Raw genomic sequence first — 14,165 nt, forward strand, 5'->3', positions numbered from 1 at the left:
GAATTTTATGAGTGTCGTCGTGGCCCGCGCGCCGCTGATTCAGGTGCGTGAACTGAGCAAGCGCTTCGGCTCGAACCGCGCCCTGGATCGCGTCAGCCTGCAGATTCATCCCGCCGAAGTGGCGGCGTTGCTCGGTGCCAACGGTGCCGGCAAATCGACGCTGGTGAAAATTCTCGCCGGCAGCCAGCGCGCTGATAGCGGCGAGATTTACATCGACGGCCAGCCCCGGCAATTCAATTCGCCGCTGTCGGCTCGTCGGGTCGGAATCGTTGCCGTGCATCAGCAGATCAATGAGGGGATTGCGCCCGGTTTGAGCGTGGCGGAAAACCTCCTGCTCGATGAGTTGTGCAGGCCCGACGCGGACTTCTGGCTCAACCGCCAGCGCCTGCTGGAGCGCGCCGCGAGTATCGCCGCCGGGCTGGGCCTGGAATTGCCGCTGGAGCAGCCGATTGAACACCTGGGCCAGGCCGAACGGCAGTTGGTGGTGCTGGCGCGGGCCTTTGCCCTGCAGCCGCGTCTGCTGATTCTCGATGAGCCGACCGCAGCGTTATCAGATGCCGAGGCGCAGCGGCTGTTCGGGCTGATCGACACCCTGCGCAGCCGTGGCGTGGCGATTCTGTACATCTCCCATCGCTTGTCCGATCTGCAACGGGTGGCGGATCGCGCCATTGTCCTGCGCGATGGTCGACTGGCCGGGGAATTCAGCGCACGGCAGTTGCCGGAAGCGGTGCACGCCATGCTCGGGCAGGCGCTGGACGGGCATGTCTACACACCCGGCACCGTGGGCCGAAAGGTGCTTGGTGTGCGCGGTTTGCAGATTTTGCCGCGCTCCAAGCGCTTCGATTTCGACCTGCACCAAGGCGAAGTGGTGGTACTGACCGGGCTGCTCGGCGCTGGCAAAAGCGAAATCGCCGAAGTGCTGTTCGGCTTGCGCAACGCCGTGGCCGGCAGTCTGCAACTGGACGGCGTGGACTGGCTGCCGGGTTCGCCAAGGGAAGCGATCCACAGCGGTGTATTTCTCGCGGCGGAGGATCGCGCCAGTCAGTCGCTGGTGCCGGATTTCTCCCTGCGCCGGACCCTGACGCTGCCGTTTCTGCAGCGCTTCACCCGTGCCGGTTTCATTCGCAACCGCGCCGAAGCCGCAGCGGTCGAGGCGCAAGTCGCGGCGCTGGGGATCAAGACTGCCGGTATCGAGGTGCCGATGAGCGCGCTGTCCGGCGGCAATCAACAGAAAGTTGTGCTGGGTCGCTGGCTGCTCGGGGCAGGGCGGGTGTTGATTCTCGATGAGCCGTTTCAGGGCGTCGACGTGCGCGCCCGTCGCGAGATCGGCCAACTGCTGCGCGACACTGCCGGCGGCCGCGCAACGCTGGTGATCTGCGCCGATGTCGATGAAGCCCTGGAAATCGCCGACCGCATTCTGTTGGTGCGCGATCACGCGGTGGTCGCCGAATACCCGCGTGCCGGTCTTGAGCGCGCGACCCTGGTCACCGCGCTGGCCGGCAGCGACGCTAGCGAACATCCCTTTCATGCCACGCCAAGGAGCAGAGCGAGTGCCTGATTCGAGTTCATTGTTGTCGTCCGCTACGGCACCCGCCGAGCGCCTGCTGCAAGCGCTGATCCGCTACGGCCTGTTGTGGCTGCTGGCGCTGATCGTGGTGTTTTTCAGTGTCGCGGAGCCGGCGTTTTTGCGCGTCGGCAATCTGTTCAGCATCTTGCAGTCGGTGTCGATTGTCGCGCTGCTGGCCCTCGGTGTGACCCTGACCATGGCGGTCGGCGGGCTTGATCTGTCGATCGGTGCGGTGGCGGCGATGAGCCTGATGATCGCCAGTTACGTGATGGTGGTGCTCGGCTGGGGCGCGGTGCCGGCGGTGCTGATCAGTCTGGCCGGCGGCGCACTGGTCGGGCTGCTCAATGGCTGGCTGATCGTCAAGCTGCGGGTGCCGGACATTCTCGCGACGCTGGGCAGCATGTTTCTGGTGATCGGCGTGCAACTGATTCCCACGGGCGGACGCTCGATTGCGGTGGGCATGACCTTGCCCAGTGGCGTGGAAACCAAAGGCACGTTCAGTACGGCGTTTCTCGCCCTCGGCCGCGGACGCTTGTGGGACGTGGTGCCGGTGCCGGTGTTGATTACTGCGCTGGTGGCGCTGGCGGTGTGGCTGTTTCTCGAGCGTACGCGCATCGGCCGGTTGTTTTATGCGATTGGCGGCAACGAGCAGGCGGCGCGATTGGCAGGCGCGCCGGTACAGCGCTTGAAGTTGCTCGCTTACGTGTTGTCGGCATTGCTCGCTTCACTTGGCGGGTTGCTGTTGGCGGCGCGCCTGGGCCGGGGTGATGTCAGCTCCGGCAACGGTCTGGTGCTCGACGCCCTCGGCGCGGCGCTAATCGGTTTTGCCGTGCTCGGAGCGAAGAAGCCCAATGCGTTCGGCACGTTGGTCGGCGCACTGTTGGTGGCGTCGCTGCTCAATGGCCTGACCATGCTCAACGCGCCGTACTACGCGCAGGATTTCGTCAAGGGACTGGTGCTGGTGCTGGCCCTGATGTTCACCTTCGGCCTCGCGCATCGGGCGCGCTGAGCCGGTTCATTTGTCGCTGCAAGGAAGATGTATGCACGGTTCAATCAAGCAGTTCGCACGCCATTGCCTCGCCGGCGCGGTGCTCTCGGCATTGGCTTTGAGTGCTCAGGCCAAGGCATTGCCGGGTGCTCCGGCGCCGTTCGATAAAGGTCAGGTGCAGATCGCGCTGGTCGGTTATCTGTTTTCCGGGGACTTTCCCGAGGCGTATCTGCGCGGCGTGGAGAAACAGACCGAGGCGCTGGGGGCCAATCTGCGGGTGTTCGATGCGCGGCAGCAGGCGGCGAGTCAGGGCGAGATGATCGATCAGGCGATCGACCTCGGGGTCGACGGGATCATCGTGCAACTGGGCCTGGCGGAAACCCTCAAGGGACCGATTGACCGGGCGATCGCCAAAGGCATCAAGGTGGTGGCGTTCGACGTTGACCTGAACAGTCCGCAAGTGACCCAGGTCGAGCAGGATCACCATGCACTGGCGCGACTGGCGCTGGATCAGGCAGTGAAGGACAACGGCACGCGGTTCGATGCCGGTTACGTGTACATCAGCGGCTTCACCCCGATGGAGCGCCGCGACGAGATCTGGAGTCAGGTGAAACAGGCCAATCCGGGCATCATCGAGAAGGCGCGTTTCGGCACGCTCAATCCGCCGATTGCCAACTCGGTGGCGGATCAGGCCAGCGCGGTGTTGCGGGCCAATCCGGATATCAGCGTGATCTTCGCGCCGTTCGACGAGTTCGCCAAAGGCGCGAAAATCGCCGTCGACGAGGCCGGGCTGGGGCGCAAGGTGAAGATCTACAGCGCCGACATTTCCACCGCCGACATTCAGATCATGAAAGAACCGGACAGTGCCTGGGCGGCGACGGCTGCAGTAAATCCTCAAGTGGCAGGGGCGATCAGCGTGCGCAGTCTGGCAATGTTGATTGCCGGCGAAAATCCGGGGCATCAGGTGCTGGTGCCGCCGACCCTGATCACGCGTCAGCAACTGCTCGATCTTGACGTGAAAAACGTTCGCGATCTGGCGCAGAAACTCCCGGCGTTCGGTGATACCGCCAACGTGGCGCGGGCGGAGTGGATTCCTGTGGCGAACTGAAAAATCTGTATTCATCCACCGATCCCACACTGGATCTGTGGCGAGTGCAAAAAGTCTGTTCAACGCCATCGACACTGTGGGAGCGAGCCTGCTCGCGAAGAGGCCATTCCAGCCAACATCTGCGTTGACTGATACACCGCTTTCGCGAGCAGGCTCGCTCCCACAGGGTGATATTTATGTTCGAGTTAGTTGTTGGTTAGTTGCTTTGCTGTTGTGGTGGCAACACTTGTGTTGCTCTAAAAACAACTATTCAGCCGGATCTAACCTAAGTGTTATTGGTTCTTTTACGGCAAGGCTTCAGCCCGTCTAGCATCGGTGTTCAACGGAGAAACTGACTTTGGGGATGCTGCGCTTCAGTCACTAAACAGCCTTCACCGCCTTCCTGATTTCCATAACTACAGCAGACATTGCCGTGCATTGATTGCCGACCCTTTATTGTCGGCAACGGCCGGGTATTAGTTGCGATAAAGGAGCTGTCCCATGTATCAGCGTTCGCGTTCATTACTGGCCATCGCGGTGGTCGGTGCGATCTGGCAACTTCCGGCGCAAGCCGAAGACACTTCCACCCGCGTTGACGATGACACACGGCTGGGTACCGTGCTGGTCACCGGCACTCGGGGCACGGCACGTACGGTGCTCGATTCTCCAGTGCCGGTGGACGTGTTGACCGCCGCCGATCTCAAGTCCACGGGCGCGGCTGACGGTGAACTGGGCCAGGCGCTGCAGACGTTGCTGCCGTCGTTCAGCATGCCGCGTCAGTCCAATTCCGGTGGTGCCGACCATGTGCGCGCCGCACAGCTGCGCGGCATGAGTCCGGATCAGGTGCTGGTGCTGGTCAACGGCAAGCGCCGTCACACCTCGGCGGTGGTCAACGACTCGTCGAAAATCGGTCGCGGCACGGCGCCGGTGGACTTCAACTCGATCCCGATCAGCGCGATCAAACGCATCGAAGTGCTGCGCGACGGCGCCGGGGCGCAGTACGGTTCCGACGCGATTGCCGGGGTGATCAACATCATCCTCGACGACGCCCCCGAGGGTGGTGAAGTGTCCACCAGCTACGGCGCGTTTCACACCCATCAGGACGCGATCGGCAGAACCACCACCGACGGCCAGAACAGCGTGACCACCGCCAAGATCGGCACGCGGCTGGGCGAAGAGGGCGGGTTCATTCGTGGCGGTACCGAATACAAGAACCGCAACCCGACCAACCGTGCCGGTTTCGACGGTTTTGCCGATACCCCCGGGCAGCGCAACTACGTGATGGGCGACGGCCTGGCGCGGGACGTCAACCTGTGGTTCAACAGTGAGCTGCCGCTGGCGGGTGGCAAGGCTTACAGCTTCGGCACTTACAACCAGCGCCACACCACCGGCGCCGAATTCTATCGCTACCCCTACGAGCAGCCGCAGTTCTATCCCAACGGCTACCTGCCGCAGTCGCTGGGCGACAACAAGGATGTCTCCGCCACCGCCGGCTTCAAGGGCATGATCGGCGAAGACTGGGACTTCGACAGCAGCGTGACCCATGGCCGCAACCGCTTCGACGGCTCCACCCGCCGTACGCTCAACGTCAGCCTCGGTGAGGACTCGCCGACCCGGTTCGACACCGGCGATTACGAGCTGCGCCAGACCACCACCAACATCGATTTCAGCCGCGAACTGCGCCTCGGCGGACGCTCGTTCGTGCTGGCGCTGGGCGGCGAATATCGCTACGAAAACTACCTGACCTACGCCGGTGACGCGGCCTCGTACATCGGTTCCGGCGCTGACGGCGCCAACGGCCTGCGCCCCAGCGAAGAGTCGGACCTGGACCGCAACGTGTTTGCTACCTACGCCGAGTTGTCGGGCGATCTGACTGACCGCTTTTTCGTCGACGCCGCCACCCGCTGGGAACATTACGATGATGCCGGCAGCAAACTCACCGGCAAGCTCAGCGGTCGCTACAAACTGACCGAGCAGTGGGCGCTGCGCGGTGCGGTGTCGAACAACTTCCGCGCGCCGTCGCTGGCGCAGAGCGGCTTTCAGAACACCACCAGCAACTTCGGCGAAGGCGGCACGCTCACCGATATTCGCGTGCTCTCGGTCAACGACCCGATCGCCCGCGCGCTGGGGGCAGAGAAGCTCGATCCTGAAACCTCGAAGAACTTCAGCCTCGGCCTCACCTTCCAGCTCAACGAACGCTTCGACGCTTCGCTCGATGTGTTCCGCATCGACGTCAAGGACCGCATCACCCTGTCGCAGCGCATCGGCAGCGATGCCATGGAGCAATACATCAACGACAATTTCGGCGTGGCCGGGGTGCATGATGTCAACTTCTTCACCAACGCCGCCGACACCAGCACCCACGGTGCCGAACTGGTGCTCAACTACCATCAGCCGCTATACGAAGGGCAACTGGGCCTGACCACCGCGTACACCTACAACCACACCAAAGTCACCAGCACCAAAGGCACGCCCGCGCAACTGACGGCGCTGGGTATCGGCAACGATGCACTGGTCGGCGTTGAAGAAACCAACACCCTGACTGACGCCGCGCCCAAGGATCGCTTCGTGTTTTCCGCCAACTGGGCCAGCGAACACTGGGGCTTGCTCGGGCGTCTGACCCGTCAGGGCGAAACCACTCGCGTGTTCGACTTTGGCGACTCGCAACCGGAGCAGACCTACGGCGCGGTGTGGCAACTGGACGCCGAGGTGACCTACAAATTCACCCCGAAATTCAGCGTGGCCCTGGGCGGCAACAATCTCACCGACAACTACCCGGAACGCTCCGGCTCGGCGATCAACTACGGCGGCAACCTGCCGTATGACGTGCTGTCGCCGATTGGCACCAATGGCGCGTATTACTACGCCAGCGCCACCTACGGCTTCTGAGTCGAACCGCCACGGATGGCGGACTTTTTGCGGAACTCTGCATGAATCACTCCAACGGCCCCAAGCGCCATCTGCCAGTGCTGCAGGCGTTGCTGATCACGCTGGGCATGGTGATCACCACCGACATCCTCAAGACCGCGCCGACCGTGGCGCTGAACGTCGGGCCGGCATATTTCTACTGGGTGTGGGTGCTCGGCGGCCTGGCGTCGATGGCCGGGGCGTTGTGCTTTGCCGAAATGGCCACGGCATTCCCACATCCTGGCGGCGACTATCACTTTCTGCGCACCGCCTATGGCGAGCGCATGGGGTTCCTGTTTGCCTGGTCACGCTTCTCGGTGATGCACACCGGCTGGATCGCCTTGTCGGCGTTCATGTTTGCCGATTACGTCAACGCCGTGGTGCCGCTCGGTCGATACGGCTCGGGGCTGTTTGCCGGCGGAGTCATCGCTGCGCTGGTGCTGCTCAATCTCACGGGCAAGCACATCGGTTTCATCACCCAGACCTTGCTGGTGGGCTTGTTGGCGCTGGGCTTTCTGAGCATCGCCAGCGCCGGGGTGTGGCTGGCGTGGCAGGGGATTGAAGCACCGCCACCGAGCGTTTCGGTCACGCCGGAAAACACCGGTATGGCGGGGCTTTCGGCGGCGATGATTTTCGTGTTTCTGGCGTTCGGTGGCTGGAGCGATGCGGCGACCTTGTCAGCGGAAGTGCGCGACGGTCGACGTGGAATATTCATCGCCATGCTCGGCGCGTTGACGCTGCTGATGGCGATTTATCTGGCGCTGAACTGGGCGTTTGTGCGAGGTCTGGGATTCGCCGGGCTGGCGGCGAGCAACGCACCGGCAGTGGAGTTGTTGAACCGTGCCTTTGGCGCGCCGGGTGTGCTGCTGATTCTGCTGATGGTGGGTGTCGCGGCCATCGCCAGCATCAACTCGACCTTGCTGGTCGGCGCCCGCACCACCTATGCCGCTGCCGGCGATGTGCCGCAGTTGCGTCGTTTCGGCGAGTGGCACGAACGTGACGGCGTGCCGCGCAAAGCGTTGCTGGCGGAGGGCTCGGTGGCGTTGTTGCTGGTGCTGTTCGGCAGTTTCACCCAGAGCGGCTTCAACACCATGGTCGAGTACCTGACCCCGGTGTATTGGCTGTTTCTGAGCTTCAGCAGCCTGGCGTTGATCATCCTGCGCCGACGCTTTCCCGACGTGTCGAGGCCGGTGAGGGTGCCTTTGTATCCGCTATTGCCGCTGCTGTTTTTCGGGCTGTGCCTGTACATGCTCTATTCGAGCGTGACGGTGGTGGGATGGGGCGCATTTCTGGGGATTGGCGTGTTGCTGGTGGGCGCGCTGCTGTTGGCGGGATTGAGCCGCCTGGCGTCGACGCCTCGGCAAGCTCTGGGGCCGATCAGCGATTAAAACGAGACTTCGGCCGGTTGCGACAGACGCAGTACCGACAAGTCCCCGGTGATGCGTTTGTACGCCAGTCGAATTGCCTCGATGTTGCCGGCGTTCTGCGGATTGTTTTCGTGCAGGATCACGATGACCTTGGTGCTCAACCGCTCCGGCTCCTTTGCCCCATGATCACGCCACTGCCCATAGGCATCGAACACGGTGAAACCGTCGGGAAACCGCGACGTCACTTCCTTGTCGAGAAACTCGCGCCAGCGCGCCGCGCTGACCGCACCGTCCTTGCCATCGACCGTGCCCACCGAGAAGTACAGCTCGGTGCGGATCCACTGCGCCTGCGCCGGACGCGAGGCGTCACCTTGCAGGGTCGAGCTGGCGGGATCTTTGGTATGCACCGAAACAGCAGGAGGACTGGCGCACCCGGCGACAGCGACAAACAGTGCAGCCAGTAACAGGCGTCTTTGCATGGAACGTTCCTTTTATGAGTCAAGTGCAGACGCGCAATGATAGGGGCTGAGGTTAATAGCGATAAAAGATTAAAAAATGATTTCTTGGTTGATTAATGGAATAAGAAATCATCGAGTCGTGGGTACCGAACGTGCCAACGCCATCGCTGGCAAGCCAGCTCCCACAGGTTTTGTGGCGTGTACCAATCGCTGATCGACACAATCCCCTGTGGGAGCGGGCTTGCCCGCGAAAGCGGTGTGACATTCAGCGATGAGGTTGGCTGATCTGACGCTTTCGCGAGCAAGCTCAGCGCCCCTCATGCTGCTTGCGATAAGCCCCCGGTTGCACGCCCACCGACTTGGCAAATGCCCGGGTAAACGCGGCGATCGACTGATAGCCCACCGCCGCACACACCTGTTCCACCGTGTGGTTAGTCCGCAGCAACTGGCAGGCATGCCGAATGCGCAACGCCAGCAATACCTGCCCCGGCGATTGCCCGGCCAGCTCATTGAAGCGCTTGAAAAACGCCGAGCGCGACAGCCCGGTACTCGCCGCCATGCTCTCCAGCGACCACGGCAACTGCGGTTGTGCGATCAACTGATCCAGCAACGGTGCGAACTGCGGATTGCGCGCCAATGCCACGAGGCCGCCGAGGCTCTGGTTGTCGGCCATCTGCTGACGCAGCACGTACAAAAACAGCAGATGACTCAAGCGTTCGAGCAGCGCCGAGGAGGGCGCCGGCAGGCGTTCGCACTCTTGCAGGATCAGCTCGAACAAGGCTTGCGCCGCGCTCGAAGACGGATCGCCCGCGCGCAGGATGATCCAGTCGGGCAACCCATCGATGATCAGCGATGACAATCCCGACTTGAAATGGAAGAACCCGCAAACCAGCCCGACACCGTCCTGCGCCTGGCTGTCGAGCGCGGTCATGGCCATGCGCGGCAGCGTCTGGGCGAGGGCCGTCTCTTCGGCGCTGGAGAGGCGGTAATTCAGATCCCGCAGCAGAAACACCGCATCCCCGGGGTTCAACGGTATCGACCGTGCCTGCCCATCAATGTGCAGCCAGCAACGCCCCTGCACGATCAAGTGAAAACTGGCGCGCGCCAGTCCGTGCGTACTCGCGTGCCAGCCACCGCAATAGCGCCCGACGTGGAACAGACTGGCGTTGAGTTCGAGGCTTTCTAATAACCAATCAACCAAAGGGCTGGACGAAATCATCTAATGGAAACACTCAGGAGCAAGTAATCGCTACTTTAGAATATGGATCGAAATTTTTATAACCAACAGACTGGCCGGACACTCAACAGCAGGAGTCCACTCCATGTCGCGCGTCACTCTTCACACCGTGCAAAGCGCTCCCGAAGCCGCTAGACCGTTTCTGGAAAACGCTCAGAAGAACTCCGGATTCATTCCAAACCTGCTGGCCGTGCTGGCCAATGCCCCGGCCGCACTGGAAACCTACGTTACGGTATCGGCGCTCAATGGCAAGTCCGAACTCAGCCTCGCCGAGCGCGAAGTGGTGCAACTGATTGCCGCGACCAACCATGGTTGCGATTTCTGTGTCGCAGGTCATACCGCCGTGGCGCTGAATAAGGCAAAACTGCCGCCGGAAGTGGTCAGTGCGCTGCGTGAAAAAGCCACTGTGCCCGTGGCAAAACTGGAAACCCTGGCCGCATTTGCCCGCGAGGTGATTGCCACCCGGGGCAAGGTCAGCGATCAGACCTTCAACCAATTCAAGGCCGCTGGCTACACCGAAGGCAATGCGCTGGAAGTGATCCTCGGCATCAGCCTGGCGACCCTGTGCAACTTCGCCAACGTGTTCGCCGACACGCCGCTCAACCCTGAGCTGGCGGCGTATCGCGCTTAATCCGCCAGCGCTTCGGGCCGCATCGTCTATGGTTGATGCGGCTGCGTACAAGGAGAGAAACGACATGCTCAATCCGGCATTGATGCAATGGCTGGAACACAACGCCCAGGCCCTGGATGCAGGCGACGGCGATCCGCAACAGGTGCTGACACAACTGGCGCAGGCCGGGGTGCTACGGGTCGGCGTCAGCCCGGCGCTGGGCGGCAGCGGTGGTCACGTCAGTGATGCCGTGGAAACCCTGGCCGCCGTCGCCAGCCATTCACTGGCGGCGGCGTTTGTGTTCTGGGGCCAACGGGCCTTTATCGAATACCTGCTGCACAGCCCCAACGCTGCGCTGAGGGAAAGACTGCTGCCGGTGTTGCTCAGCGGAGAGCTGGCCGGGGCTACCGGTTTGTCCAACGCGATGAAATACCTGTCGGGCATCGAGGCACTGCAAGTGCGTGCCGTCGACACCGCAGACGGCTGGACCCTGAACGGGCGCCTGCATTGGGTGACCAATCTGCGCCAAAGCGGCTTCGTGGTGGCGGCGGCAATAGAGCACGAGGAGGGCGGTTCGCCGTTCGTGCTGGCGATCGCCGATGACGCTGCCGGCGTACAACGTTCCGCCGATCTGCAACTGATGGGGCTGCAATCGAGCAACACTGCCGCCATCGATTTCGCGCAAGTGGCGGTCGGACGCGAATGGCTGCTGCATGACGATGCGCGCAAGTTTCTGCCAGCGGTGCGCCCGGCGTTTCTCGGCTTGCAGTGCGGCATGGCGATGGGGCTGGCGCGGCGTGCGTTGGCCGAGGTCGAAGGACACTTGCAGGACGGCCGTTCGATTCTGCTGGAGCCGTTGCAGGAACAACGCGAGCAACTGGCGCAGAGCGTCGACGCGCTCAAGCAGGGCCTGCACGACGGACGTTTCCTGTCCCAGCCGGGCGCGTTGTTCCAGATCCGCATCGCGCTGGCCGAATCCGCCGCCAATGCGGTGCAACTGGAGTTGCAATCCAGCGGCGGCAAGGCCTATCTGACCGAGCACGGCAGTGGTTTCGCCCGGCGCTGGCGTGAGTCGGCGTTCGTGCCGATCGTCACGCCGAGCCTGGTGCAACTGCGCGCTGAATTGCAGCGGCAGAAACGGGAAGCGACGGCATGACCGCGCCGGTGCTGGAGGCGCACGGCATCAGCCTCGGCTACCCGCGAGAACAGGGCTGGCACACCGTGCTGGAACACTTCGACTTGCAATTGCAGCCCGGCGAAGTGGTGACGATTCTCGGCCCCAGCGGTGTCGGCAAATCGAGTCTGCTGCGTGTGCTGGCGGGGTTGCAGGCACCGCAGCAGGGCCGGGTGAGCCTGCTTGGCGAACCGCTGACCGGTGCGCACCCTCGGGTGGCGGTGGCGTTTCAGGACCCGAGTTTGTTGCCGTGGCTGACTTTGGAAAAGAACGTCGCCTTCGGTCTCGACTTCGCCCGCCAGCCGCACCTGACGGCCGAACAACGCAAGACGCGGATCGACCACGCCATCGCTGCGGTCGGCCTCGCACATGCGCGTCAGCAGCACCCGGCGCAGTTGTCCGGCGGCATGGCCCAGCGCACCGCGCTGGCGCGGTGTCTGGCGCGGCAGCCGCAGGTGCTGTTGCTCGATGAACCGTTCGGTGCGCTCGATGAAATCACCCGCGCCGACATGCAGCAGTTGCTCCTGCAACTGATTGCCGAGCACCACACCGCAGCCGTGTTGATTACCCACGACATTGACGAAGCCTTGCTGCTCTCCGAGCGGATTCTGCTACTGGGTAACAGCCCGGCGCACATCCTCGGCGAGTGGCGCATCGACCTGCCTCAGCCGCGTGCCGAGCTGGTCGAGGAACTGGGCGCGTTGCGCATCGACATCCTCAAAACCCTTCGGCGGGCGAGCCGCAATCCCCTTACTCAACCTGTGCCCGCTACGTCGGAGATTGACCATGTGCCTGGACGACTTTACTCACACACGTCGTGACTTCCTCAAACTCAGCGCGTTGCTGACCGCTGGCGGCGCGTTGCCGTTGCTCAACAGCCTGAATGCCCGTGCCGCTGCCGAGCCGAACGCGCCGGTGCGCATCGGTTATCTGCCGATCACCGACGCCACGCCGTTGCTGGTGGCGCACAACAACGGGCTGTTCGAGGCCGAAGGCATTCAGGCCGAGCGCCCGGTGCTGCTGCGCAGTTGGGCGCAGGTGATCGAGGCCTTCATTTCCGGGCAGGTCAACGTGATTCATCTGCTGTCGCCGATGACCGTGTGGGCGCGTTACGGCAGCAAGGTGCCGGCCAAGGTCGTGGCGTGGAACCACGTCGGCGGCTCGGGCCTGACCGTGGCGCCGGGCATCACCGAGGTCAAACAACTCGGTGGGCAATCAGTGGCGATTCCGTTCTGGTATTCGATCCATAACGTGGTGGTGCAACAGCTGTTCCGCGACCACGGTCTGGTGCCGGTGAGCAAATCGGCGAGCGCCGCGCTGGCGCCGAACGAAGTCAATCTGCTGGTGCTGCCGCCGTCGGATATGCCGCCGGCCCTGGCGAGCAAACGCATCGCCGGCTACATCGTCGCCGAGCCGTTCAACGCGCTGGCCGAGGAACTCAAGGTTGGCCGCGTACAGCGTTTTACCGGTGACGTCTGGCGTAATCACGCTTGCTGCGTGGTGTTCATGCATGAGCAGGATCTGAATCACCGTCCCGAGTGGTCGCAGAAAGTCGTCAACGCGATCGTCAAGGCGCAGGTCTGGACCCGCGACAACCGCGCCGAAGCTGCAAAACTGCTGTCCAGGGACGGCGCCAATCGCTATACGCCGCACGCGCAACCGGTGCTCGACCGGGTGCTGTCGCCGGCCAGCAACGACCGCGAGCAGTATCTGGCCAGCGGCGCGATCCAGCACAGCCATTGGGACGAGCAGCGCATCGACTTTCAGCCGTATCCGTTTCCCAGCTACACCGAGGAACTGGTCAAGCGCCTGAAGGACACGCTGATCGAGGGCGACAAGGGGTTCCTTGCCAACCTCGATCCGCAGCAAACCGCCCGGGATCTGGTAGACGATCGCTTCGTGCGTAATGCCATTGCTACAGTCGGCGGGATGAAGGCATTCGGATTACCGGAAAGCTTTGATCGCAGCGAGGAGTTCAGCCTCTGATGCGTCAGCGATCTTCTTCGACCGTGCAGGGTTTGTTGGGTGTCGCGGGGCTGTTGTGCCTGTTGCTGCTGTGGTGGCTGGGTGTGCATCTGTTTGGCGGCAACGACAGCCTGGCGTTGCGCTTTTCACCCGAGGCAACTCTGGCGAGCCTCGGCGAACTGTTGCTGCGCCCGGAGCTGTACGAGCATGTGCTGGTCAGTCTGAAGCGGATTCTGGTCGGGCTGCTGCTGGCGCTGCTGATCGGTGTACCGCTGGGCTTGATGATTGGCAGCTACCGGCATCTGGAAGCGGCGACCACGCCGGCGTTTCAGTTTCTGCGGATGATTTCGCCGTTGTCGTGGATGCCGGTGGTGGTGATGCTGATGGGCGTTGGTGATCAGCCGATCTACTTTCTGCTGACCTTCGCTGCGGTGTGGCCGATCCTGCTCAACACCGTGGCCGGCGTGCGCCAGCTTGACCCGCGCTGGCTGCAACTCAGCCGCAGCCTCAGCGCCACCCGCTGGGAAACCCTGCGCAAGGTGATTCTGCCCGGCGTGCTCGGCCATGTGCTGACCGGGGTCCGGCTGTCGATCGGCATTCTGTGGATCGTGCTGGTGCCGTGCGAAATGCTCGGGGTCAGCGCCGGGTTGGGCTACTTCATCCTCGATACGCGTGATCGCCTTGCGTATTCGGAACTGATGGCGATGGTGCTGCTGATCGGTGTACTGGGTTTTGCGCTGGATGCGTTCGCGCGTTGGCTACACCGGCGCTGGGCGCCGGCCTGAGCCTCTTCGCGAGCAGGCTC

Annotated in this window: 12 protein-coding genes; 10 read left to right on the plus strand and 2 right to left on the minus strand. The window is 62.8% G+C overall.

Translation table 11 applies throughout. The features are described 5' to 3' along the window. Positions 1-7 precede the first annotated feature (7 nt). The 5 genes from ACM6HV_RS02730 to ACM6HV_RS02750 all read left to right on the plus strand — a co-directional run bounded on the left by ACM6HV_RS02730 (position 8) and on the right by ACM6HV_RS02750 (position 7,937). Positions 8-1,558: a sugar ABC transporter ATP-binding protein gene (locus ACM6HV_RS02730; protein WP_414903426.1), complete on the plus strand. Its 1,551-nt coding sequence runs from the start codon at positions 8-10 to the stop codon at positions 1,556-1,558. Further along, positions 1,551-2,576 (plus strand): ABC transporter permease, encoded by a 1,026-nt coding sequence (locus tag ACM6HV_RS02735; RefSeq protein ID WP_414903428.1) that lies wholly within the window; start codon positions 1,551-1,553, stop codon positions 2,574-2,576. Before ACM6HV_RS02730 ends, ACM6HV_RS02735 begins: the two co-directional genes overlap by 8 nt. 31 nt (positions 2,577-2,607) lie before the next feature. Continuing rightward, on the plus strand, positions 2,608-3,663 hold the full coding sequence (locus ACM6HV_RS02740) for a substrate-binding domain-containing protein (RefSeq protein ID WP_027614163.1): 1,056 nt from the start codon (positions 2,608-2,610) through the stop codon (positions 3,661-3,663). A gap of 480 nt (positions 3,664-4,143) precedes the next feature. Continuing rightward, the gene (locus ACM6HV_RS02745; protein WP_414903431.1) at positions 4,144-6,531 is read left to right on the plus strand and encodes a TonB-dependent receptor plug domain-containing protein; all 2,388 of its coding nucleotides are present in this window, start codon (positions 4,144-4,146) and stop codon (positions 6,529-6,531) included. A gap of 41 nt (positions 6,532-6,572) precedes the next feature. Next, positions 6,573-7,937 (plus strand): APC family permease, encoded by a 1,365-nt coding sequence (locus ACM6HV_RS02750; protein WP_414903433.1) that lies wholly within the window; start codon positions 6,573-6,575, stop codon positions 7,935-7,937. Here the strand turns inward: ACM6HV_RS02750 and ACM6HV_RS02755 are convergent. Further along, complete coding sequence (locus ACM6HV_RS02755; RefSeq protein ID WP_041074659.1) at positions 7,934-8,395, minus strand: DUF3574 domain-containing protein; 462 nt, start codon at positions 8,393-8,395, stop codon at positions 7,934-7,936. The two genes, ACM6HV_RS02750 and ACM6HV_RS02755, sit on opposite strands and share 4 nt — an antisense overlap. A gap of 286 nt (positions 8,396-8,681) precedes the next feature. Then, positions 8,682-9,593 carry a cupin domain-containing protein gene (locus ACM6HV_RS02760; protein WP_414903435.1) on the minus strand — a complete coding sequence of 304 codons (912 nt, stop codon included), beginning with the start codon at positions 9,591-9,593 and terminating at the stop codon, positions 8,682-8,684. Between the two features lie 103 nt (positions 9,594-9,696). On the opposite strand from ACM6HV_RS02760, the gene ACM6HV_RS02765 reads away from it, so the two are divergent. From ACM6HV_RS02765 to ACM6HV_RS02785, 5 genes are all read left to right on the plus strand, one after another. After that, positions 9,697-10,242: a carboxymuconolactone decarboxylase family protein gene (locus tag ACM6HV_RS02765; RefSeq protein WP_041074663.1), complete on the plus strand. Its 546-nt coding sequence runs from the start codon at positions 9,697-9,699 to the stop codon at positions 10,240-10,242. Between the two features lie 64 nt (positions 10,243-10,306). Next, on the plus strand, positions 10,307-11,377 hold the full coding sequence (locus ACM6HV_RS02770; RefSeq protein WP_414903438.1) for an acyl-CoA dehydrogenase family protein: 1,071 nt from the start codon (positions 10,307-10,309) through the stop codon (positions 11,375-11,377). Then, entirely contained in the window at positions 11,374-12,216 is an 843-nt protein-coding gene (locus ACM6HV_RS02775) for an ABC transporter ATP-binding protein (protein WP_145595635.1), read from the plus strand. Before ACM6HV_RS02770 ends, ACM6HV_RS02775 begins: the two co-directional genes overlap by 4 nt. Beyond that, complete coding sequence (locus ACM6HV_RS02780) at positions 12,182-13,381, plus strand: ABC transporter substrate-binding protein (RefSeq protein ID WP_414903440.1); 1,200 nt, start codon at positions 12,182-12,184, stop codon at positions 13,379-13,381. The genes ACM6HV_RS02775 and ACM6HV_RS02780 overlap by 35 nt, the downstream gene beginning before the upstream one ends. After that, a complete protein-coding gene (locus ACM6HV_RS02785) occupies positions 13,381-14,145 on the plus strand; it encodes an ABC transporter permease (protein ID WP_145595637.1) in 765 nt (254 codons plus the stop codon). The genes ACM6HV_RS02780 and ACM6HV_RS02785 overlap by 1 nt, the downstream gene beginning before the upstream one ends. Positions 14,146-14,165 lie beyond the last annotated feature (20 nt).

This window comes from Pseudomonas sp. IT-P260 (assembly GCF_949768395.1).
GTDB classification, from domain to species: domain Bacteria; phylum Pseudomonadota; class Gammaproteobacteria; order Pseudomonadales; family Pseudomonadaceae; genus Aquipseudomonas; species Aquipseudomonas parakoreensis.

Excerpts from the sequence above, each read along its gene's own strand:
- ACM6HV_RS02770 (WP_414903438.1), top strand. The coding sequence starts at position 10,307 with ATGCTCAATCCGGCATTGATGCAATGGCTGGAACACAACGCCCAGGCC.
- ACM6HV_RS02750 (WP_414903433.1), top strand. The coding sequence starts at position 6,573 with ATGAATCACTCCAACGGCCCCAAGCGCCATCTGCCAGTGCTGCAGGCG.
- ACM6HV_RS02745 (WP_414903431.1), top strand. The coding sequence starts at position 4,144 with ATGTATCAGCGTTCGCGTTCATTACTGGCCATCGCGGTGGTCGGTGCG.
- ACM6HV_RS02755 (WP_041074659.1), bottom strand. The coding sequence starts at position 8,395 with ATGCAAAGACGCCTGTTACTGGCTGCACTGTTTGTCGCTGTCGCCGGG.
- ACM6HV_RS02740 (WP_027614163.1), top strand. The coding sequence starts at position 2,608 with ATGCACGGTTCAATCAAGCAGTTCGCACGCCATTGCCTCGCCGGCGCG.
- ACM6HV_RS02730 (WP_414903426.1), top strand. The coding sequence starts at position 8 with ATGAGTGTCGTCGTGGCCCGCGCGCCGCTGATTCAGGTGCGTGAACTG.
- ACM6HV_RS02760 (WP_414903435.1), bottom strand. The coding sequence starts at position 9,593 with ATGATTTCGTCCAGCCCTTTGGTTGATTGGTTATTAGAAAGCCTCGAA.
- ACM6HV_RS02780 (WP_414903440.1), top strand. The coding sequence starts at position 12,182 with ATGTGCCTGGACGACTTTACTCACACACGTCGTGACTTCCTCAAACTC.
- ACM6HV_RS02785 (WP_145595637.1), top strand. The coding sequence starts at position 13,381 with ATGCGTCAGCGATCTTCTTCGACCGTGCAGGGTTTGTTGGGTGTCGCG.
- ACM6HV_RS02765 (WP_041074663.1), top strand. The coding sequence starts at position 9,697 with ATGTCGCGCGTCACTCTTCACACCGTGCAAAGCGCTCCCGAAGCCGCT.
- ACM6HV_RS02775 (WP_145595635.1), top strand. The coding sequence starts at position 11,374 with ATGACCGCGCCGGTGCTGGAGGCGCACGGCATCAGCCTCGGCTACCCG.